Origin of the sequence: Richelia sinica FACHB-800, from assembly GCF_014698825.1 — a bacterium.
GTDB lineage: Bacteria > Cyanobacteriota > Cyanobacteriia > Cyanobacteriales > Nostocaceae > FACHB-800.
Window position 1 is genome coordinate 21,605 of sequence record NZ_JACJTT010000010.1, and the last position, 21,781, is coordinate 43,385.

Consider the following 21,781-nt stretch of genomic DNA (forward strand, 5'->3'; position numbering starts at 1 on the left):
CGTCATTAGTGACGGTTATAAAAAATTCTAGTGTTTTCTAAAGCTCAGGGAGTATTCCATGTCAGTTTTGAGTTATCAAGATATTATTGGGGAGCTTGGTAAAGGTATACTTTTTCATCCTCTTAAACCAGGTAGTATTAAAGATTGCGATTTATGTCTAACTGCTGGTGAGTGCGCTTATTCACTTGGAGAAGAAAAGCGTTTGACTATTCAAACAGAAAAAAACCAACAAGGTGAGGAACAGAGATTTTTTGAGATACCAGGTAACGATACTGCTTTAGTATGGACTAGCGAAGCAGTTTGGATCAGTAATAAATTTCGTGGACCACTTTATTCAGTTGTTCAACAAGTATCAAATGGTTTAGGTCATATTGGAACAAGAGTAAATCCTGAGTGGTCAAGTGTTCTTTGCATAGCACTTCATAATGTTTCAAAGAAACCAGTGAAAATTTACGTGAATGATGTCGAAAACCCAATTGCCCATTTAGCGATTGAAAAGTTAAGTTCTAAGTGTTCTAATCCATCAAAGCATCGCAAGCATGAACATACTCCTGGAAGACTTGATGTTCTACGTGGACGGCTTAATAACCAGGAAATAAACGACTATTTTAATGCTCCAGAAAATGGTTGGATGACCAATAATAGGAAAGATAGATTAAAACAATTGATGGAGGAATCAACAGAGTATAAAAACTTGAAAAAAGGTGTCAAAGAAACATTAATAAGCTTTCTAGGTTCAGATCAACAGACTCGGTGGACAGCATTGGGGGTTATTATTTCATTTATTGCTTTATTGATAGCTGTATTTAAACCTTCTGAATCGTCTAATCTAAATCCCAGAACAGATACTAATCCTCAGATACAAGCAAATCCAAATAAAACATTATCTCCAGGATCAAATAAATAGTAAATATAATTTACTTTACTATTTATATTTATTATAAAAATCATATTTTTGTAATAAAACTAAAATTTGTTGACTCAACATCTAAATAACTAGAATTTGTAATGTAAAGTGATTAATAAAAATGTACAAAATATATATATCTGGTGCTTTAACTGATGTAGAAAATCCAATAGAAACTAAAGCACTGTATGAAAAAATAGGCTTGCTTTGTGAAGAAGTAGGTCTTCAAGCTTATGTACCGCACTTACACACTGATCCGGTAAATAATCCTGATATTACTCCCCGTGAAGTTTTCGATCAAGATAAGCATCAGGTTAGTATCTCAGACTTAGTTATTGCTTACCTTGGTTCGCTTTCTTTTGGTGTAGGAATGGAGTTAGCTTATGCAGAGAGCAACAAAATTCCCATCATTCTTTTGTACGAAAAAGATAAGCGGATATCAAGATTTCCTCGTGGTATTCCTACTGTGATTGCCGAAATTCAGTTTAATGATTGTGCAGATGCTTTAATTGAGCTAAAAAATATTTTAGTAAATTGGAAGCAATAGCACTTAAAATTTGTTTCAACAAGACAGCATAATCAAGTTTACAATTCAACACTATGCAAAATATTTGCTCATTTGAAGAATACTATCAAAGACCAACGTGGGATGAATACTTTCTAATGTTGGCTAAATTAGCAGCAACTCGCTCAACTTGTCTAGCTTTTCCAGTTGGTGCTGTAATTGTTAAGAATAAGCAAGTTGTAGCTACAGGTTACAATGGCTCTCCCTCTGGTTCAGCGCATTGTACTACTCAAGGGTACTGCTATCCAGGTTTAAGTAGCTGTGATGCAAGTAAAACATTACCATCGAGGGCTGTACATGCAGAAGCAAATGCGATCGCTCAAGCAGCAAAATATGGTATATCAACAGAGGGCGCAAGCATATATGTAACCCTGGAACCTTGTCTTTCTTGTTTAAAGTTAATTATTTCTGCTGGCATCACAGAAATATTTTACGAAACTTCTTTTAATAGTGGAGATAAAGCTGTAGTGAGAGATTCATTTATAAATGAAGGCTTAATATCGATACATCAAGTTATTTTGTCTGAAGAAATTGCCAAAAAAGCAGCCTCATTTCTCCTTTCATCTACGTCAGTGAAGAATTTTGACATAGTAAGACATTCCTAAGCTTATACAAAATTCACTATTTTTAGACAAGGTATATTTTTAGTGTGTTTTTTGAGTGAGTTTCACAACCATCAACATGCTTTAATTCAAAGGAAACTTGTTTTAGAGTTGACATTTGTCATTCTGCCAAAAGCAGTCAAGAAAAAACCCGATTTATCGGGTTTACACACAACAAAACTATGAACAATAAAAACTTAATTTAGCTACATTCTGTCAGTTCTGCTTCTAATTGACGTATTAGCTGTTCATCACCTTTGGACTTGGCTATCTGCAAACGGTGTTCTATATTTTTTTCGATGTTCTCTCTATGTGCTTGGAGGGCTTGTTTAGCTGCTTGTACTCTATTGTGATTCATAGGATTTACCTCTTTAGGGGCATTTATATCAATTATTCGTAACATAACACATTTTTGGTAGTGCTTGTTACAGAAAATATTTCTTCATTATAAATTCACGGTTAGTCTTGATTTTTTCGGTAAATGCGGAAATCGAATGTAATCACTTTATTGAGCGATTTTGGTATCAATGATGTCTATGTAGGTGTCATGAAGGGGGTAATTGCTCAAATTAACTCCAACTTGACCATAGTGGACTTAACACACCAAATTCCTCCACAAAATATTGCTGCTGGTCGCTTTTGTCTAATGAATGCTTATGCCTATTTCCCTGCTGGTACGGTACATGTGGCTGTGGTAGATCCAGGGGTGGGTAGTCAGAGGCGATCGCTTGCGGTAGAATTTTCCCAAGGATTTCTAATTGGCCCTGATAATGGCCTTCTTACAGGGGTACTCAGTCAAATTCCGGCAATTAGGGCAGTAGAACTTACAAATCTTAACTATTGGCGGAGTCCTCAACCTAGCAACACCTTTCACGGACGAGATATCTTTGCACCAGTAGCTGCATATCTAGCTAGCGGTGTCCCTCTCCTCGAATTGGGTACAGAAATTAATCCAGACAGTTTAGTTCAGCTAGATATTGGTCAATGGGAAGAAACAGCAACTGGGGTTTGCGGTTGTGTTCAATATATAGACTACTTTGGTAACTTAGTCACGAATATTCCCGCTAGTTATGTGCAAGGTAAAAGTTGGTCGGTGCAAATTAAAGGGATGACTATTGGTGGATGTCAAACTTACAGTGATGTGGGTGTTGGGGAAGCCTTAGCTTTAATTGGTAGTCATGGGTGGGTAGAAATTGCTGTGAATAGTGGTAATGCACAAGCGCAATTGCAAATTGACTGGCAAGATACTTTAGAGGTGATTACTCACTAGACTAGAAACTGGGACTATTGATGATGAGTTGATTTATTGCTGTTTTGCTATGACTACACAAACCGTACCTGCGCTGCAAGTCTATCAAGGGCAGTTTGGCCAATTTACCATTACACAGAGCGATCGCTTGAGTGTGATCATCTACCGCTTTGGTTTAATGGTAGCAGCAGTTAGTTTTGCGATCGCTACTGCCTTGGTTTTATTTTCTCCCACAGCTGCCGCTATTCAAGCAATTACCCCTTTATATACTCTTTTTGCCCTAGCATTGGGAGTCAGTTTATTTACCATTCACATATATATGGCTTCTCTGCACCGATTGTTGCAGCTATTTTGGCTCATTGGGTGCATTTCTGCTTTTATTTTTGCCCATGTAGATAAACAACCCTTTGCAGTGACTATTTATCATGAACCCTTGAGTATATTCGGGGTGGGTTTTCTATTTGCCGCTTTAACTGGTATTTATTTCAAAGAAGCTTTTTGCTTCAATCGGTTAGAAACAAAAGTCTTAACTCCCATTGTGCCTTTATTATTACTAGGACATTTAACGGGGATTTTACCAACTTCTGGAGAACAGATTTTATTGGCAACTTGGGCAATATTCTTTCTCGTTTTTGCAGTGCGTAAAGTTATCCAACCAATTCCCCCCGACATTGGTGATAAATCTGTATTTGATTATTTAAAATCCCAACGCACAGCCAAAGGAGTATAAAATGTTCAAGGGGGTGTGAGGGCATCAAAATTGACGCAAGAACGTGCATACTGGTTAGCTTGGACGCAAATTTCTGGAGTGGGGCCAGTATTACTGCAACGATTACAAAATCACTTCGGCAACTTAGAAACAGCTTGGCAAGCGAGTGCTGCACAGTTGCGAGAAGTTGAGGGTTTTGGTTGGCAAACTCTCGAAAAAGTGGTACAACAGCGATCGCGTCTCCATCCACAACAACTACTTACCCAACACCAACAGGATAACCCCCATTTCTGGACACCAGCAGACCCAGACTATCCCCAACTCCTGCGAGAAATTCCCAGTCCACCCCCAATTGTCTACTATCGCGGTGAAGTTGACCTAGCAGAAAATAGCGGTCAAAAACCGTTAGTGGGAATTGTCGGTACTCGTCAACCCACAGATTATGGTATGAGGTGGACAAGACAAATTAGTGCAGCTTTAGCTAAAAATGGCTTTACGGTCGTTTCGGGAATGGCTGAAGGAATTGATACCGAAAGTCATGCCGCAGCTATGCAAGCCGGTGGAAGAACAATAGCAGTTCTCGGTACAGGTGTGGATGTAATTTATCCCTATAAAAATCGGGATTTATACAAACAGATTTTGACATCTGGGTTAGTAATGAGTGAATACCCTGCGAAAACTCCACCTAATCGAACTAATTTTCCCAGACGTAACAGAATCATAGCCGGTTTAAGTCGTGCAGTTTTAGTCATGGAAGCACCTTTAAAATCTGGTGCATTAATTACTGCCACCTATGCCAATGAATTCGGCAGAGATGTTTATGCACTACCAGGAAGAGTTGATGACCAACCTTCTCAAGGCTGTTTAAAATTAATTAGTCAAGGTGCGGGTTTAATTCATCAAGAACTGAGTGAATTGTTAACAATGCTAGGGGCAATTCCCCAAATTGATGTGGACATCCCCACAGTTAAATCAGCACCTTTACCTGATTTATCACCAGAATTACAACAAGTTATCCAGGTGGTAGGAAATGATGCCTTAAGTTTTGATGTAATTGTCCATAAAACTAATTTAGATGCAGGTTTAGTTTCCAGTTATTTATTACAATTAGAATTGATGGGTTTAGTTTCTCAATTACCAGGAATGCGCTATCAAAGAATTTGATTGTTAATTCTTTTCTCCATACTCCATCCCATTGGCATCAGCATAGCGGTGCATAAAGCGCATAAATCTTTCCCAGTGGTCGTCTCTTTCAATTTCAAACTTACATTCTACCCGTCTGAGTTCATCACCTTCATCTCCACCGAAAATGAATTGAGTAGAAGATGGAGTAACGCTAATTTCCCCTTCTTCATCTGTTAAAAGTAAGGAATTCAACGATTGTTTAGTAAAACTTGTAATTCCTGATATGGCTTTTAAGTCCTTAAATATCATCACCACAATGCGTTTACCAGTGCGAGTTTCTCGACGTAAACTCACATTATTTAATTCTTCAAAAACACCTGCAAAAAATTGGATGGAAGGAGTTATATTAGACATGAGCAATATTAAAAATTAACAATTAATCTATCATTAGTTACCAAATATTGTATTTTATCAAGGCTAAACAACACAAGTTATAAAAAATTAACAAAACTTTGTGCAATGATTTCTTACTCAAGTCGAAACTGGAGATCCTGTATATTTAGGCTGGAAATACTCTACATCTCATTGCCAGTCATAAAAATTTGGGCAAGATTAACAATATTTCTTAATCTAATAAAGTACAAAATTATCTGCTTTTATCTGCGTCCATCTGCATTTAATTATTACTGCTTCTCACTTAAAGGTGAATATCTATTGTAATAAAGATAACAGCAAAATATCAGCCTAAAATTTAGATTAGTCTGTTTTTAATTATTTACCAACGAATTAGTCAAATGCACAAAAAAAGCACAACTGGTTATCACGCAAAAATTAATCTAGTCGATGCAATATTGATTTTATAGCAATTCTACATGGTGAAAAAAAGAGATATTTAATTTCCATTTTCCTAGTCCCTGTAGAAATGCTATATTTCGGGGTTTTGCATTCAAGTTCCTTAATTTTGATATCCGGGAGAATAAAAGGGTTGTTGATTGAGAATTGGGGCTTGATAATTGCCCATTGGCACATTGTTAATAGTTCCGTTGGGGATATTAGGAACTAGTGGAGGTGATTGATAATTGTTGGTGGGTAAATTGGGGGTATTAGAAACAGGAACATTAGGAGTAGTAGAAACAGGAGGAGTAGTATTAGCAGCAGGTGTAACCGCAGCTTGACTAAAATACTGATAGGCTGTCCTGGAAATAGAACTAATCAATTTTTCTGCACTGGGGTCATTATTAGGACGTTTGACCATGACCGCAGCTATGTAACGCTTGCCAGTGAGAACATCTATTAAACCTGCATCAGCTAGCATTGTGCCAATATCACCAGTTTTATGATACGCTTTGGCACCATCTCCTAAACCAGAAGGCAGTAAATTATCACGCTCTGTGCGACGCATAATGTCCAGCATCATATCACGCGATCGCATACTCACCAGATTATTACCCTGATTCACCATCGCCATCAACAAAGCTAATTCCTTGGGACTGGTGGTGTTAGTACCAGCTAAATCAGGTAATTGATTATTAATGACTGTATTCGTTAGTCCCCATTTTCGGAAACGTTCATTCAGTGCATCTTTGCCACCCAATCGAGCAATTAACATGTTAGTTGCCGTATTGTCACTAATGGTAATCATCTTCGTGGCAATTTCCAAGGCCGAATATTGGCTACCCACAGCTTGATATTGTAAGTTACCCGAACCTCCAGCAATCATTTCTTTTGCCATAGTGAGTTTTTCACTCAAGGTGATTTTTCCAGCATCCACATCTTGGAAAAATGCAATCAGAATGGGTACTTTAATAGTGCTAGCAGCGGGAAAACTAGCCGTACTATTAATATCTACATAATTACCGTTATCTAAGTCCACCAGTAAAATGCCTGGGGATAAATTAGCATTAGCAGTGGCCAAGTTGCTAACACTAGTCTTCAACGAGGGAATTTCCTGAGTGAGATTTAAGCTAGGAGGATTGACTAGGGGATTAGATTGTGCTGAATTTTGATGAATGGTGAGATTTGATTGAGGAACTGAACCAATACGACTGGCTGGGTCTAAAATGGACAGCAGCGTACCGACAATGGAACCCATACCTACACCTACAATCAATAAGCGTAAGGCATAGAGCATGGTTCTAGCCATGGGTTTTAAGCGGGTTTTTCGGGATGGACGCTTCTCCATTTTCACTAAACCAGGCTTTTGCATCCGTATAGTCTTTAAGGGGACGGCATTAGGTGCAGTAGCTGGTTTCTTGATTCTATTGTTTGGTAATGGTGTCACCACAGGAGGAGTCACAACTCCAGACCGTGACCGCCGCTTTCCGGATGGAGTGACGCTAGGATTGATATTATGATTGATACGTGTGATGGCCACAGTAGATGCTGTGGGTTTAGGCTGTTCCTGACTCTTTGGCTTCTTGGGTTCTACCTTTTGGACGGTACGAGAACGACGACGCTGTGAGAGTTGTCGTCTAGAGACAGGGATGAGTTTTTCACTTGATTCTGACACAGCTACTCCTTGTTACCCACTGGACTGTAAATAGTTTGTAGACATTCGACCCAAATAAAACAATTGCTGATTAGGCACTTTGGTACTCAGATCACCGTTTGGGACTAAGTAGCATTTTTGTGTTTAGTGTAATTCATATTCAGCCTTTTGCAATATCATGACTAAGAGATTGAAGTATAAATCCCCAGAATAATAGTGTCACCCATCTTGTATATTTCCATGGTGTTGATGGCTAATTGCCCATTCTACCTGTCGCAGCAAACCCCTTAACATAGATACTTCCGTGGTTTGCAAGTGAGCGCGATTATATAGATGGCGAAATTTCTGCATTCGACTAGCTGCGGTGTGAGGATAAAGATAACCTATGGCAAGAAGTAGGGATTCTAATTCTTGGTAGTAAGTTTCTACAACATCCACCGGGGCAATTTCTGGGGTGGAAAGATTCTTACTACTAAATGTCGCTGCTGACTGTGACAATTCGTAACAACAGAGGGAAACAGCTGTAGCTAAATTTAAAGATGGGTAATCAGGATTGGTGGGAATATAAACTAAACGGTGGGCATAATTTAATTCTTCGTTGGTCAGTCCCCGGTCTTCTCTACCAAAAATGATGGCTGTGGGTTCAGTAGGATTTTCTAATAACCAAGGTAAGGCTATGCGTGGGTTTTCCAAGGGTCTATCTCGACCGTAGTCACGACCGACGGTAGCTATAACCCGCACACAACCTTGTAGTGCTGCTATTAAGGTGTCTTCTATGACCGCAGATGTGAGAATTTCTTTGGCATGAACTGCCATTTTTAAAGCTTCAGGTGATGAGCGATCGCACTGGGGATTTACCAATACTAAATCATTGCAGCCAAAATTTTTCATCACCCTGGCAATTGAGCCTAAATTTAATGGCCCAGCTGGTTCTACTAACACGATTTTTACTCCAGCTAAACCCATTCTTTGCCTCCAGCCATTAGAAAAGTCAATACTTTGCGTTGTGAGCAAGTATTACTAGTAATATTTTAGCTGTATTGGTGAATACTGGAGTGAACAGTCAGATTTGGTGATTAACCGTTGGGGAAAGGATAATCACAGAATAACCAGTTATTTTGATTTTTATCGCTGGTTTCTTCGTCTAAGACTTTGACGACTTTGTGATAAATATCTTCTGCATGTTGGGGAGAGTCACCAATACTGGTTAATCCCAATTTACCAAATTGAGACAAGCAACCCATGAGATGAAATACTGTACCCGTTTCTGTCCCACTATCAAAATGTAGTCGGTGATGGGCGATAATATCCATCAAATCATTGGGTAATAATCCCCGATAGCGGTCTTTTTGTAAGTTATCGGTAGCAATGTAATATTTTGGTCTACCTTGCTGGCTGTAAAATAGACCTGTGGATAGGTCATAACGTCCGTTAGTTAACAGTTTCAAGGTCATAAAGGGGTGTGTAGTTCCACCTTTGCGGAGGTTAATTTCAATGGTCTGGATATCCCATTGATTGTTACCTTGGTCAACTGCCACGAAATCTACACCAAATCTTTCTAATGCGCCTTTTTCAGCTAGTTTTTTACCAACTTTTAAGCCGAGTTGCTGTAATTCTACTCGATAACTAGCATCCGCAGGAAATTTACAACCAAGATAAATTTGCCCATCGGGTCCACCAAGAATTTGGTCGTGGGTAGAGAGAATTTCTACTTCTCCCACAGGTGTGATACGTCCTTGGACACTAGGCGATCGCTTGATGTCTCCTTCCACGTATGCTTCTACTATGGCCCCTAATTCTGGGATTCTGCTGGCAAAATTGGCCCAGGTTTCCTGGGAAGCTTGAAAGCGCATGGTAGAAAAGCGATCGCTAATTGCTGTTACCCTTTGACTATGGGAAGCTTGGCCTGGTGCAATATCCTGCAAGGGACGTAAATCTAAGAGTGCATTTCCTTCTCCAGAAATTCCCTCATTCAGTTTGACTACCATCCTTTGTAAACTTGGTTGCCGTTCCCACAAATTGGCTGCGGCTTCTGCTAAATCTAGAGCATCCCACATGCGATCGCTACCATCAGGATGAGGAACATTACTTTCACTAAAAATCTGTCTACTACCGCTTTTTGTGCCCCAAATTTGTAAATCTGGTGCTGCTGCATAGAGTGGAATATCTAATTGCAGAGATAATTCTGCTTCCCAAAACGTTGAGTTATAACAAACCATAAAAGCCTTGTCCAGTCGCAACGCTTGACGAATTCTCGCTAATAAGCGTGGACGTTCTAATATTTTTTGACTTAAAGGTTTGAGAGCAGAATCATAGGTAGAAAATAATAATAAGCGGTTACGGGCATGGGAAAAGGGAATTCCTGGCAGTAATTGGAGATAATAATCAATAATGCTGGGATGCAAAGGAATAGACGTAACATAAATAAGTCGCGTGCGCGGATTTCGTAACCGAATCAACGAAAAAAGTAATCTTTCTTCATAATGTTCAAACCCCTCGACTTTGCGGATTTCCCGTTGGTCGATACTCAAAGAAGGAATAATTAAAATATCAGCTTCACTATTATCAAAAAATTCACTAGTTTTCCAGCGATCGCGCAACTTTAATTGTAAGTTACGAAATGCTTCAATTTGGTCGAATGCCGCCACATTTATAGTTGCCATACATCATACCTATCTTGATCCCAATCATGATTTACTACTTTAGATATAGCCCAAAGAGTAGTTGATAAGTTGCTGGCTAATGTATCTTTTTGTAACTGCTGCAATTTGAGATTTGAGCTTGGGAAATGAAACTGCTAAGTTATAGTTCTTAAGATTGAACTAATAAATATTTTGTTTATAACTAGAGAACGATTCATATCTCCCAAATAACAATTAATTTAAAAGCAGATGTTAAGGATATATCCTTCTTCATCAGAGAGTTGTGTACTTGTTGTCAGTGATTGGATTAAAAATGTGTGTTTAGTGTGGGGAGAGATATTTTTCTCCAGTTTAGATTGACCAATTATTAGTAATTCAACTTCTTTGCAACAGCAGTAAAAATGTAGGTTTATTCATCGTTGATCAAAGAACATATGTCGTGAGTTCTGTGATCTAAAGATGAGAGAGAGAAAATCACCTAGATTTAACTCTGTTCACAGTTGGGTTACTCAAATAATCAATGGAAGTGACAAACATCCAAGGTGTCAATGCCTAAACTTGCAAAGAACAAGTGGGAGCAAAATTTACAATTTAACCTTGGGTTAGCTTTGCAATCCAAGGTTTTTAATTGATGGGCTGTGAACTGAAATCAACAACAAAATTTTCTCCTACCTCCTGCTTTTTAATTAATTTTGACGAACAATCAATGTGGAGCAGAATCTATGAGTCAAGCACAAGCAGAGAGATTACAACCTCCCCAGGAACAAAAACCACCTGGTAAAGAATCCCAAATGCAACCAAGACCTCGTGCGGAAGATGAAAAATATCGAGGTAGTGGAAAGTTACAAGACAAAATCGCTATTATTACCGGTGGAGACAGTGGTATTGGTCGTGCAGTAGCGATCGCATTTGCCAAAGAAGGAGCAGATGTAGCTTTAGTTTATCTCAAAGAACATGAAGATGCTCAAGAAACTAAAGACTTAGTGGCAAAGCAAGGACGTAAAGCAGTAACTATTGCTGGAGATATTACCCAGGAAGAATTTTGTCAGCAAGCAATACAACAAACCATTGATGAATTTGGTAAACTAGACATTCTTGTTAATAATGCTGCTGAACAACATCCCCAAAAGAGCATTGAAGATATTAGTCAAGAACAATTAGAACGTACTTTCAGAACTAATATCTTTTCCATGTTTTATCTTACCAAAGCAGCTATCAAGCACTTGCAACCAGGCAGTTCTATTATTAATACCACTTCAGTTACAGCTTATAAAGGCAGTTCCCAACTATTAGATTACTCCTCTACTAAAGGAGCAATTGTTGCCTTTACTCGTTCCCTTTCTCAAAATTTAGTTTCTAAAGGAATTCGTGTCAATGCTGTTGCACCGGGGCCGATTTGGACACCTTTAATTCCTTCTACATTCCCTGCTGAAAAAGTTGCAACCTTTGGTAAAGATGTACCCATGGGAAAACCTGGACAACCGGAAGAAGTAGCACCGAGTTTTGTCTTTTTAGCCTCAGATGATGCTTCCTATGTCTCTGGTCAAGTATTACATCCCAATGGAGGAGAAATAATCAACGGCTAAAGGGATAAAGGGCAATCAAAGCCTGTGCAAGCAGGCTTTTTAATGATTATTTCTTGCTAATTTCTCCATACCATTCATCCTACAGAGGAAGGATGATATATTTTTGCTTCTTTGATAATCTATCAATGCAACAAGTTTGAATGAAATATAATTTAGTTTATGGTCTCACTTAAACCATTGCATGGAACAGAATTAGTAGATTGTGCTAGAGCAAATGCCAAACAAGGAATAGAAATTGCGGCCTATCAATGTGGCTATAGTAACGATGTGAATAAATTTGCCCAAGAACTCAGGCAAGCGTGTGAACAAATGAATTTACAAGTGAAAGAACTAAATGAATTGATTACGGAACAAGATTTAATTTTAAATTTAAATAACAGTGAAATTATTGCCCCGGAAAGTGCTTCAGAACTTTAAATTATATAGCAGCTTTGATTTTTTGAATATGACCATTCATAATCACATCCAGATTGCGAGTAATTTTCTCAATTTCCCAATCCCACCAGCGAATTTTGAGTAATTCCTCAATTTCTATATCACTAAAACGTTGCTTGATCACAACCGCAGGATTGCCACCCACAATAGTGTAAGGGGGAACATCCTTTACCACTACAGACCGCGCAGCAATTACTGCACCATCCCCAATTTTTACCCCTGGCATAATCAGTGCATCATAACCAATCCACACATCATTACCAATGATGATGTCACCTTTGCTAGGTAAATTCAGCAACTCCGTCATTGCTGACTCCCAACCATGGCCAAAAATGGGAAATGGATAGGTAGAGATGCCATCTAACTTGTGATTAGCACCATTCATAATGAATTTTACATGGGTTGCGATCGCACAAAATTTGCCAATGATTAAGCGATCGCTACCATAGTTATACAAAACATTCTTTTCAAAGTCTTCTGGGTTAACAGGGTCGTCATAATATGTATAATCACCAATAATAATGTTACTAGCTTTGACAAAATTTTTAATAAAGCAAACCCGTGGATGTCCTGGTACAGGATAAGGTTCCTTGGGGTTTGGCCCGTAACCTTCCGTCATTCCATCACCTCTGCACACTAAAATTTAATTCCTAATTGACCGTTAAATCCTCTGACCGAATTGTAACCCGCACCAAGGAACACATTCTCAGTCGCATTTACTTGCACACCACCAGATAAAGCCACACCCTTCTCATTAGAATACCAGCCTAATCCTACATAGGGAGAAATGACGGGTAAATTCATAAATTTCAACACATCAAATCCTGTGGAACTATCAGGGCCTACTCCCACCTCTACACCTAAATTCAATGCCCTGGCACCTGCTGCATAGGTAACATCACCATCTTTCTCTCCCACAGAAACGTAAGGTTGGGGGATAATTTGGGCTGAAGCTTGACCGGAAGAAAATAATACTAATAAACCTAAAGATGCAATAATTGTTTTAACAATAAATAGATTTTTCATATTTATTCCTGTGACTATATCTTTTTTTCTCATAGCTGAAATAGTATAGCTATAGAAGATTTTAAACAGCAACTTCTGCCGATATTACTAGTGACTGCAAAACCTGAAATTAAGTGCCAAAAATCCAGAAAAATTATTTTTCTGCACATAAAAAAGGCTTGGTCAACCACCAAGCCCGGATATATACCAAGTGTTTACCATACTTGGACAATTTATACGTTTTCTTATTTCCGTTCATCTACCTAGAGAAGGTAGACACACAGGGATAATACTGCTTTAGCACTGACCAACACAAATGCAACAGATTACTATAGTTTTTGTTTGATAATTGCCGAATTGAAATAGCCTTTCTATTGGTGAGGACTTACCCACAAGTTACCAAAAAACAAAACAACTATCACTACAGCGACAGCTGATGACAAAATCCCTAATTCTTGCGTTCTTCTTTGCGACTACCCTTCTCCTTCGGAGACGCTAACGCGAACGGGAATGCCTACGGCACATGCGCGAAACAAAAAATATTGACAAGAAAAAGGGAAAGTTCCATGCACATTTAACTAAAACCTGTGCAAATTCATCAATATGCCATACTGGCTGTCATGAGATTTTCGGCCATATCAAAGTTAGCAGTGACATTTTGCACATCATCTAATTTTTCCAGTGTATCAATTAACTTGAGGAGCGATCGCGCTTGTTCTGTATCCGTTACTTCCACAAAGTTATCAGGAATCCATCGTAATTCTGCATCTGTAACTTGAAAACCCTGTTCTTTCAGTGTTTTGTTGAGATGTTCTAAATTACCTACCTCTGTCACCACTTCCCCTGTCTCTACTTCTGTCATCTCATAACTATCAGCACCACCTTCTAGGGAAGCTTCTAGCAGCTTTTCTTCATTCTCAACACCTTGAACTACACAAACCCCTTTTTGGGCAAACATCCAACTCACACACCCAGTTTCACCCAAATTCCCGCCATTTTTACTAAAGGCTGCACGCAAATCAGCCGCAGTTCGATTTCTGTTATCTGTTAAAGCTTCAATTAAAATAGCCACACCACCAGGGCCATAACCTTCGTAGCGAATCTCTTCTAAAACACTACCATCAGACCAAGTACCAGCACCTTTAGCGATCGCTCTTTCAATATTATCATTGGGAATTCCCGCAGCCTTAGCCTTATCAATGGCAGTCCGCAGTTGAAAATTACCTGCTGGGTCTGGAATACCGCTTCTCGCAGCCACAATAATTGCCCTTGACAACTGGGTGAAGGTTTTACCCTTTTTGGCATCGACTACTGCCTTCTGACGTTTAATATTAGCCCATTTACTATGTCCTGCCATAACTTACCAATTGTTAATACTTACTTCGATACTAATGAAATTTTAAAACAGCGCGATGACAGTTGTTGGGAATTAGATACCATGTCCTCTGAGGATTATTCGGAACGCAGAGAATAATTAATTTTTCATGATTTTTCAGAGAGAGACGCTATAAAAAACGCCTCTACGAATACCAGTTCCTAAATTTTATTTCTTCACAACTAATTGGAATGAATCTAAAAATCCTTCAATTGTTTTAGATAAGGTTTTATATTGTTTTTTAGAAGCAATAGCCGTGACTTGATATAAGCGTCCGTTGGCAAAAAACATGCGAGTTCGTGTAACTTTGCCAATGGAATTCACATACTTAATTTCTTTGCCAACATGATAATTAGAACTACGAATATTGCGTTGATAAACTAAATTACTTTTCGTTGTTTTTAACGCCACTGATTGAGCATCATTAAAAATTTCCTGGGGGTCTGTCATTTGAGCATAACTATAGGGAAATTCATTATAAGTAACTAAATAGGCCACTTGCTGTTGAGGTGGTTCTGCAAAATAAATATGCAAATCAATTTTCCCCATATGGGTTTTTTGGACTTGAGTTAGCTTTTTAGGAGTTCCAGGCATTAAGACACTAAAACTTCCATCTGGAACTGTAAATAACTTCCATTTGGGCTGAACGACTTTAGGAACAGTAGGTTTTTTCTGGGTGACTGCTGGTTTATCACTAGAAGCTACAGGTTTGCTGGGACGAGGTGCAGCAAGAACATAGCCACTGTATAAAAAAGTGGCAGCGATGAAAGATATTACAACTCTCATGGTCATTGTTTTAGCATTTAGGGATGCAAATTTTACTGATGCTGCTATTTATAACTTAGAAGCACACACAGCCGCACCAATTAACCCAACTTGAGGGTTAAGAATTATGTGGACGGGGATTTCTTCTAGCAAGGGACGCATTCTCCCTTTTTCGGTAAAGTTCAGTAAAAAACTACCATTTTGCAGGAGGGGGAGAATTTTGGCGGCAATACCACCAGCAATGTATAATCCTCCATAGGGCAAGAGTTTTAAGGCCAGATTTCCCGCTTCTGCACCGTAGGCTTCTACGAAGATTTGCAGGGTTTGTTCAGCCAAGCGATCGCGTCCTTCTACCGCTGCGCTACCAATGATAGCTCCTGGATCAACAGTTTTTTCTGGCTGTCCCGCTTCCTGTTCCCAAGTTCTCACCGCTTCAGCAATATCGGGAGATTCAGCCGCAATTTTGCGATCGCGCAAAAATTGGTAAATTGAGAGAATTCCTAACCCAGATACCACCCTCTCTACAGAAGCCCGTTGGATACCATGTTTATCCAGCAAATACTTCAATAGTTGAAACTCTAACTCATTCCGAGGGGCAAAATCTGCATGTCCACCCTCAGAAGGGAAAACTTGATATTGATGACCCTGTTTAATTAAAAATCCTTGTCCTAAACCAGTTCCTGCACCAATTATCGCCATGGGTGCATCTGGTTGATGTTTACCAACTTGTAAAGTTGATAAATCTTGTTTACTTAAACCCAAGATGCCATAACCAACTGCGGCAAAATCATTAATGAGAGAAACCGCAGCAATACCAAGTTCTTCTGATAACCTGTCTGCTGCTAACAACCAAGCTAAATTAGTCAACTTTGCAGTATTGTTGACCACAGGCCCAGCAATAGCAAAACAGGCTTTGTCTGGAGTTTCTGTATTAGCTGCGGCTAAAAACTGTTGCACCATGGGGACTAAATCAGGAAAATCTCCACTGCGAAAAGTTTCTTCATACACAGTGTGTAAACCTGGTGCATCAGAGGATTTTACTAAACGTAAAATAGTTTTTGTACCGCCAATATCTCCCGCTAGTAACAAAGTCATAAGCAGTTAAAAATTTAATTCCAAAATATTGAGGATAAAAAATTAAACGAAGCGAACCACTTTTTCTGTTGCTGTTAAATGAGAAGTATCTCCCGTCAGTTCTAACAACCACTCAGAATCTTGACGTACAAGTTTCACTAAAGAACACAAGGTCGCTTTCACTTCTTTAATAGCAATATCTCCCACAAAACCCATGGCCCCACCTAAAACAGAAGCACCATGAGCAACTAAGAGGATATCATCTGGAAAGAACTCAGCTGCCAGACATCTAGCAGTTTGTCCTGAACGTTCCCGCACCTTGGCATGGGTTTCAGGATATTGTGCAGCAATACGTGATGTGTAGCTAGTGTCAATTCTCGGAAATAAATCAGCTAAAGCTAGTGTTGACAGCCGTTCTGGTTCTTCCGTCATCCACTCTGGATTTAACCACTCACTTAACCCTGTTTCCAGTTTAATCGATAAATCCAGTGCTTCAGCTACAGCATTGGCTGTTTGGACAGTTCGCAAAAAGGGAGAAGCGAAAATATGGGCGATTTTTTCTCCTTTGAGTCGTTGAGCTAACTGCTGTGCTTGTATCATCCCATCATCAGATAAGGGAGGATCATAACGTCTTTCGGCGGTGAGAAACCAATCAGGGTTAACGAAATCGAGTCGGTTGGCGTGTCTTGCTATCCAGACGATTTGACTCATAGGTGAAAAGAGTTCTACATGTATATGCTGATAAACACCTAAAAGACAGGTGCAAACCTTAATATAAGATAAAATTTTAATCTTTTGTAATAATGAGGAGTATGCCTACGGCACGCTGCGCGAACAGGAGTCAGTAGGGGCGGGTTTACAGATATCATCAACTATGAACGAGAATTTTGGTAAACCCGCCCGTACAGAAGTATGCCTACGGCACGCTGCGCGAACAGGAGTATGGCTGATGCCTCCGGCACGCTACCGCGAACGCCACGCTACGCGAACAGGAGTTACAGAAGTATGGCTGATGCCCATGCCACACTACGTCCACGCGAACAAGAGTTTAAAACGCAAGAATCCAGCAGCAATCATCTGAATTATTCTGTAACTTCTGCAACTTCTGCAACTTCTGTCTTCTGAATTATTCTGCAACTTCTGGAACTTCTGTCTTCTGAACTTCTGTTCCTTACCAAAGACTCAACTGATTAGGTGGTTGGTTGAGATGATTCCAAGGTAAGGGGGGAACTGGCACACCACTTTGTTCTAGGAGTTGTTGGAAGTGACGAGCGTTACCGGGCGATCGCTCTTCTGTGGGACAATGGACAAAGAAATAAATCCGTATTCCTGCTTTCAACCATTGTTGAATCTGCGTTACCCATTCTTCCATAAAGGGTTGATTGACAGGCAAGTGGGGATGGGAAATAAAGCGAATTAAGGTAAAGGGTGCAGTCACACTAAATTGCACCGGCAGTTGGGGTTTACGTCGTTCTGAGGCTATTTGTGGGTCATCGTCACCACTATAAATGGGGCGCGAGTCTAAGAGTACCCGACCTACTCCCAGACTTGCTAATAAAGCTGTTAAATTACTGGCATGGGGTTCTTGAAACCAGTCTCGATGTCTGACTTCTAATGCTAAGGGTGCATCGCTGTGTGGCCAAGCCTCTAGAAAGGCTGTTAAATCGTCTGTAAGGGCAGGAGAATAGATTGGTGGTAATTGGGCAAATATGGGCCCTAAACGTTCGCCTAAAGGTCGCATCACCTCTAAAAATTTTAGCGCCTGTGGAATATGCGATCGCAAGGACTGTTGATGAGTGATGTCTCTTGGCATCTTCAAGCAAAACTCGAAACCTGGTGGTGTTTCTAGGGCCCAACGGGTCACTGTTTCTTGGTTGGGAACAGCGTAGAAAGTTGTATTCCCTTCTACGGTGGTAAAACGACGACTGTAAAGATGCAAAAAATCGGTGGTGCGTGTTCCTGGAGGATATAATTCTCCCACCCAACCTTTATATGCCCAAACTGCACAACCAAGATGAAAGTTCACAAAACAGAAAGCTGTGGTAGATTCAACTGTTTGGCATTGTATCAGGGCGGTTGGTGCGATCGCATCTTACTTCGGTTATTTCTTGTCAATTACCAACTAACTTGATGATTTTGGATCTTGGATTTTAGATGCTGTGACTGGAAATAGATCCTTCTATAGCCATCTTCTTCACAATTGCCATCACAGGAGTTGGTTAGAAATAGAAAGACTCTTGCTAGGATTGTACCAATATCACTTATATATATACCAGATAAATTGGTAAATTTATGCCAAGAAAAGAACAAGGATGGGTAACATTTCAAACTTCAGAAGAAGAACGGAAGATTTTAGAGGAATTCTGTCAGCAGTCTCAACGTACCAAAACTGAGATTTTGCGCGAGTTGGTACGCAATCTCCCTAAACACTCTAGCACCGAAACATCTTTACCAACCAAACGTGAGACGGCGCAAACTGAGAATTTTGAGCTAGAAGTAGCTAAAAAGAAACCTTTAAAAGTCAGTTCTCGCAATGTTCTCAAGGGAGTAGTGAAAAAAATCGTTAACGGTGCGGTGAATACAGAAGTGACTCTAGAAATTGTCCACAGAGTAGAGTTAACATCTATGATTACTAGAGTCTCTGCCGAAGAGTTGGGGCTATTTGAAGGAGACGAAGCTTATGCAGTCATTAAGAGTAACGATATAGTAATTGCTAAAGAGTAATTTGACACAAAACTAAGGAAGGTGCGTTAATTTCCTCTTGGTAAATGAGGAACGCACCGTTATGTTAATTAGAAAGACTAGGCCTCAACTTTTACCCCACGCCAAAAAGCGATATAACCTTCAATATTTTTCGCCTTTTCTTTGGTGCTGGGGTAGTACCAAGCCGCATCTTTATTTACTTGTCCATCTACTTCGATACTGTAGTAACTCGCAACTCCTTTCCAAGAACAAGTAGTGTGGGTGCTACTGTCTTGGAAATATTCTTTGTTAATTGCTGCTGGTGGGAAGTAATGATTTCCTTCCACAACGATAGTATTATCACTTTCCGCTAAAACAGCGCCATTCCAAATAGCTTTCATGGGTAAGATTGAAAAAAATGTTAACAATTACATTGTTACGCAAAAATTCCCATGACAGAAGTCAGTAGGGGCGGGTTTACAGATATCATCAACTATGAACGAGAATTTTGGTAAACCCGCCCGTACAAGAGTTGCACAAGTTACAGAATAATTAATGCGACTGCTGCTGAACTCTTGCATTTTGAGGGCTACTTGCTTGATTTTTAACCTGAGCATCAACTAACTGACGACGTTTAAAAATGACCATCTCATTACCCACCACTGGACTACGCGCTACTAACTTATTTTGAGTATCAACAATTTCTAAATGGGTAAAATACAATTCTTGAGAACGCCCTAAGACATCAGCCGCTAATTGGTTTTGCTGTTTTGCTTCTAAACTATACCAATTATCACTAACCATCACAGTTAAATCACTAGTCCGGAAGTTAGCTTGAATAGATTCTATCAATCCAGTGGCAAAGCGATCGCTAATTTCCGCTAAACGATTTTTAATTCCTGCTATCAATACTTGTTCTGGAGTTAATTCCACCTTGGGTTGGGTTTCTGGTTTCAGTTTCTCTTCCACTTCAGGTGTGGGAGTTGGTTCTGGTATCGGTTTCTCTTCTACCTCAGGAGTAGGGGTTGGTTCTGGTATCGGTTTCTCTTCTATCTCAGGAGTAGGGGTTGGTTCTGGTGTCGGTTTCTCTTCTACTGCTGGTTTTGGTTCCAACTTCTCAGACTCTGGAGGTGCAGTCATAGTTGGTGCGGGTGTGGGTCTTTCCTCAACTGGAGGAACAGTTGCCACCTCCACAGGCTTACCAGAAAATAAATTAGTACCTGTCCACACTACAACCACAGCAATTATCGCTAAAATTCCTGTTAAAGTTGCATCTGAAAGGCTGTTTGATACACTTGATGGCAAAAATAAGCGGAATGTCCTTAAAAATCTATCCCAACCCAACAGTATCCTTTGGACAAAACCCACAGTCTCCCCACCATCTCCAGGGGTTTCCGTCTCCAACTTGTCCACTGCTGTTTCTAAAACCCCAATAGTTCCTCTCAGAATTTGGATAATTGTTACTTTCCAAATTGGCTGATTTCTCTGGTAGGGTTTTGGGGTAGGTTGAGCTTGTTGTCTCTTCCTTGGTTCCCGCTGTTTGTCTTGTGACATGGAACTTTTACCAAGATTAGCGATTCAAACACAGATAAAAACACATTCTGACTATAGCTGTCTATCGCACCATTGATTAAATTTGTTGTTTTATGAAACTTAAACGCCGTCAGTTTTTATTTTTAGGTAGTATTAGTGCCATTGGTACAGGATTTCTCACTTGGAAATTCTCATCTCTACAAAAGAGCCTAGCTGAAAATTCCATCCTTGATAGTACAATAATTGCTAACTCATCCAAGCCAAACTTATTACTACGTTTTGTATCCGTAGCCGATACTGGCACGGGAGCCAGAGGACAGTATGATGTAGCTAGAGCCATGACCGTCTATCACCAGAAAAATCCCTACAATTTAGTTATCTTAGCTGGTGATAATATTTACAATAACGGCGAAATTGAGAAAATTAACGCAGTTTTTGAACGTCCTTATCAAGCCTTAATTCAGCAAGGTGTGAAATTTCATGCTTGTTTAGGTAATCATGATATTCGCACTGCTAATGGTGACCCACAAGTAAAATATCCTGGATTTAATATGGGGGGTCGTTACTATACTTTTAGTAAAGGAAAGGTACAGTTTTTCGCTTTAGATACTAATGGTAATGCTGATTGGGATAACCAATTACCTTGGCTAGAAAAAGAATTAAGTAAAAGTAAAGCCAATTGGAAAATAGTATTTGGTCATCATCCCATTTATTCATCGGGACATTATGGCAGTAATTCTAAATTTATTCGCACCTTCACCCCCTTATTTCAAAAATATGGAGTGCAACTTTATATTAATGGTCATGAACATCATTATGAACGCATTCGCTCGATTAATGGTACCAGTTATTTAATTTGCGGTGCAGGTGCAGGAAATCGTCCTGTAGGTCGTTCTCAATGGACTGAATATTCCACCAGCAACTTAAGTTTTGCTGCATATGATGTATATCCAGACAGAATAGAAGTAAGTGGTATTGGTACTGATAATCGAGTTTTTGACCGGGGTGTGATTAAGTTATAGACGATTGTAAATATAGC

At 39.6% G+C, this 21,781-nt stretch carries 25 protein-coding genes; 11 read left to right on the forward strand and 14 right to left on the reverse strand.

From position 1 onward, the window contains the following. Nucleotides 1-58 precede the first annotated feature (58 nt). The 3 genes from H6G73_RS09905 to H6G73_RS09915 all read left to right on the forward strand — a co-directional run bounded on the left by H6G73_RS09905 (nucleotide 59) and on the right by H6G73_RS09915 (nucleotide 2,077). Nucleotides 59-907 carry a hypothetical protein gene (locus tag H6G73_RS09905; protein WP_190603834.1) on the forward strand — a complete coding sequence of 283 codons (849 nt, stop codon included), beginning with the start codon at nucleotides 59-61 and terminating at the stop codon, nucleotides 905-907. Nucleotides 908-1,028: 121 nt separating this feature from the next. Next, nucleotides 1,029-1,454 carry a nucleoside 2-deoxyribosyltransferase gene (locus tag H6G73_RS09910; protein WP_190603836.1) on the forward strand — a complete coding sequence of 142 codons (426 nt, stop codon included), beginning with the start codon at nucleotides 1,029-1,031 and terminating at the stop codon, nucleotides 1,452-1,454. 53 nt (nucleotides 1,455-1,507) lie between these two features. Next, nucleotides 1,508-2,077, forward strand: coding sequence for a deoxycytidylate deaminase (locus H6G73_RS09915; RefSeq protein ID WP_190603838.1), 570 nt, complete (start codon nucleotides 1,508-1,510; stop codon nucleotides 2,075-2,077). A 199-nt stretch (nucleotides 2,078-2,276) separates the two neighbouring features. On the opposite strand, the gene pirA is transcribed toward H6G73_RS09915, so the two are convergent. Next, on the reverse strand, nucleotides 2,277-2,432 hold the full coding sequence (pirA, locus tag H6G73_RS09920; protein WP_190603840.1) for an arginine synthesis PII-interacting regulator PirA: 156 nt from the start codon (nucleotides 2,430-2,432) through the stop codon (nucleotides 2,277-2,279). Nucleotides 2,433-2,555: 123 nt separating this feature from the next. Between pirA and H6G73_RS09925 the strand changes: the two genes are divergently transcribed. From H6G73_RS09925 to dprA, 3 genes are read left to right on the forward strand one after another with little or no spacing between them, the layout of a single operon-like run. Then, entirely contained in the window at nucleotides 2,556-3,344 is a 789-nt protein-coding gene (locus H6G73_RS09925; RefSeq protein ID WP_190603842.1) for an SAM hydrolase/SAM-dependent halogenase family protein, read from the forward strand. A 49-nt stretch (nucleotides 3,345-3,393) separates the two neighbouring features. Then, nucleotides 3,394-4,053 carry a DUF2301 domain-containing membrane protein gene (locus tag H6G73_RS09930; protein ID WP_190603844.1) on the forward strand — a complete coding sequence of 220 codons (660 nt, stop codon included), beginning with the start codon at nucleotides 3,394-3,396 and terminating at the stop codon, nucleotides 4,051-4,053. Nucleotides 4,054-4,083: 30 nt separating this feature from the next. Then, entirely contained in the window at nucleotides 4,084-5,196 is a 1,113-nt protein-coding gene (gene dprA / locus H6G73_RS09935) for a DNA-processing protein DprA (protein ID WP_190603845.1), read from the forward strand. Between the two features lie 3 nt (nucleotides 5,197-5,199). Here the strand turns inward: dprA and psb28 are convergent, their stop codons facing one another. The 4 genes from psb28 to H6G73_RS09955 all read right to left on the reverse strand — a co-directional run bounded on the left by psb28 (nucleotide 5,200) and on the right by H6G73_RS09955 (nucleotide 10,308). Next, a complete protein-coding gene (gene psb28, locus H6G73_RS09940) occupies nucleotides 5,200-5,571 on the reverse strand; it encodes a photosystem II reaction center protein Psb28 (RefSeq protein ID WP_190603846.1) in 372 nt (123 codons plus the stop codon). Between the two features lie 541 nt (nucleotides 5,572-6,112). After that, entirely contained in the window at nucleotides 6,113-7,666 is a 1,554-nt protein-coding gene (locus tag H6G73_RS09945; protein ID WP_190603847.1) for a serine hydrolase, read from the reverse strand. A gap of 198 nt (nucleotides 7,667-7,864) precedes the next feature. After that, entirely contained in the window at nucleotides 7,865-8,611 is a 747-nt protein-coding gene (locus H6G73_RS09950) for an RNA methyltransferase (RefSeq protein ID WP_190603848.1), read from the reverse strand. A gap of 110 nt (nucleotides 8,612-8,721) precedes the next feature. Continuing rightward, entirely contained in the window at nucleotides 8,722-10,308 is a 1,587-nt protein-coding gene (locus tag H6G73_RS09955; protein ID WP_190603849.1) for a peptide ligase PGM1-related protein, read from the reverse strand. Between the two features lie 701 nt (nucleotides 10,309-11,009). On the opposite strand from H6G73_RS09955, the gene H6G73_RS09960 reads away from it, so the two are divergent. After that, on the forward strand, nucleotides 11,010-11,873 hold the full coding sequence (locus H6G73_RS09960; protein WP_190603850.1) for an SDR family oxidoreductase: 864 nt from the start codon (nucleotides 11,010-11,012) through the stop codon (nucleotides 11,871-11,873). Between the two features lie 159 nt (nucleotides 11,874-12,032). Beyond that, a complete protein-coding gene (locus H6G73_RS09965; protein ID WP_190603852.1) occupies nucleotides 12,033-12,290 on the forward strand; it encodes a hypothetical protein in 258 nt (85 codons plus the stop codon). Nucleotide 12,291: 1 nt separating this feature from the next. Here the strand turns inward: H6G73_RS09965 and H6G73_RS09970 are convergent, their stop codons facing one another. From H6G73_RS09970 to H6G73_RS09980, 3 genes are all read right to left on the reverse strand, one after another. Further along, nucleotides 12,292-12,927: a Vat family streptogramin A O-acetyltransferase gene (locus H6G73_RS09970; RefSeq protein WP_190603855.1), complete on the reverse strand. Its 636-nt coding sequence runs from the start codon at nucleotides 12,925-12,927 to the stop codon at nucleotides 12,292-12,294. Between the two features lie 17 nt (nucleotides 12,928-12,944). Next, the gene (locus H6G73_RS09975; RefSeq protein WP_190603857.1) at nucleotides 12,945-13,334 is read right to left on the reverse strand and encodes a hypothetical protein; all 390 of its coding nucleotides are present in this window, start codon (nucleotides 13,332-13,334) and stop codon (nucleotides 12,945-12,947) included. Between the two features lie 577 nt (nucleotides 13,335-13,911). Further along, nucleotides 13,912-14,670, reverse strand: a complete 759-nt coding sequence (locus H6G73_RS09980; RefSeq protein ID WP_190603860.1) for a YebC/PmpR family DNA-binding transcriptional regulator — start codon at nucleotides 14,668-14,670, stop codon at nucleotides 13,912-13,914. On the opposite strand from H6G73_RS09980, the gene H6G73_RS24390 reads away from it, so the two are divergent. Continuing rightward, the gene (locus tag H6G73_RS24390; RefSeq protein WP_242034160.1) at nucleotides 14,659-14,787 is read left to right on the forward strand and encodes a DUF6335 family protein; all 129 of its coding nucleotides are present in this window, start codon (nucleotides 14,659-14,661) and stop codon (nucleotides 14,785-14,787) included. The two genes, H6G73_RS09980 and H6G73_RS24390, sit on opposite strands and share 12 nt — an antisense overlap. A gap of 69 nt (nucleotides 14,788-14,856) precedes the next feature. Here the strand turns inward: H6G73_RS24390 and H6G73_RS09985 are convergent, their stop codons facing one another. The 4 genes from H6G73_RS09985 to H6G73_RS10000 all read right to left on the reverse strand — a co-directional run bounded on the left by H6G73_RS09985 (nucleotide 14,857) and on the right by H6G73_RS10000 (nucleotide 18,553). Beyond that, complete coding sequence (locus tag H6G73_RS09985) at nucleotides 14,857-15,480, reverse strand: hypothetical protein (protein WP_190603862.1); 624 nt, start codon at nucleotides 15,478-15,480, stop codon at nucleotides 14,857-14,859. Between the two features lie 42 nt (nucleotides 15,481-15,522). Then, a complete protein-coding gene (locus tag H6G73_RS09990; protein WP_190603864.1) occupies nucleotides 15,523-16,548 on the reverse strand; it encodes a glucokinase in 1,026 nt (341 codons plus the stop codon). Nucleotides 16,549-16,590: 42 nt separating this feature from the next. After that, complete coding sequence (locus H6G73_RS09995) at nucleotides 16,591-17,238, reverse strand: histidine phosphatase family protein (RefSeq protein ID WP_190603866.1); 648 nt, start codon at nucleotides 17,236-17,238, stop codon at nucleotides 16,591-16,593. Between the two features lie 460 nt (nucleotides 17,239-17,698). Further along, nucleotides 17,699-18,553, reverse strand: coding sequence for a DUF72 domain-containing protein (locus tag H6G73_RS10000; RefSeq protein WP_190603868.1), 855 nt, complete (start codon nucleotides 18,551-18,553; stop codon nucleotides 17,699-17,701). Nucleotides 18,554-18,819: 266 nt separating this feature from the next. Here H6G73_RS10000 and H6G73_RS10005 point away from each other — a divergent pair, with 266 nt between their 5' ends. Then, complete coding sequence (locus H6G73_RS10005; protein WP_190603870.1) at nucleotides 18,820-19,251, forward strand: TOBE domain-containing protein; 432 nt, start codon at nucleotides 18,820-18,822, stop codon at nucleotides 19,249-19,251. Between the two features lie 77 nt (nucleotides 19,252-19,328). On the opposite strand, the gene H6G73_RS10010 is transcribed toward H6G73_RS10005, so the two are convergent. After that, entirely contained in the window at nucleotides 19,329-19,610 is a 282-nt protein-coding gene (locus tag H6G73_RS10010; RefSeq protein WP_190603872.1) for a DUF427 domain-containing protein, read from the reverse strand. A 151-nt stretch (nucleotides 19,611-19,761) separates the two neighbouring features. After that, nucleotides 19,762-20,763 (reverse strand): hypothetical protein, encoded by a 1,002-nt coding sequence (locus H6G73_RS10015; RefSeq protein WP_242034161.1) that lies wholly within the window; start codon nucleotides 20,761-20,763, stop codon nucleotides 19,762-19,764. A gap of 92 nt (nucleotides 20,764-20,855) precedes the next feature. Here H6G73_RS10015 and H6G73_RS10020 point away from each other — a divergent pair, with 92 nt between their 5' ends. Next, complete coding sequence (locus H6G73_RS10020; protein ID WP_190603874.1) at nucleotides 20,856-21,764, forward strand: metallophosphoesterase; 909 nt, start codon at nucleotides 20,856-20,858, stop codon at nucleotides 21,762-21,764. The last annotated feature ends 17 nt before the right edge of the window (nucleotides 21,765-21,781 follow it).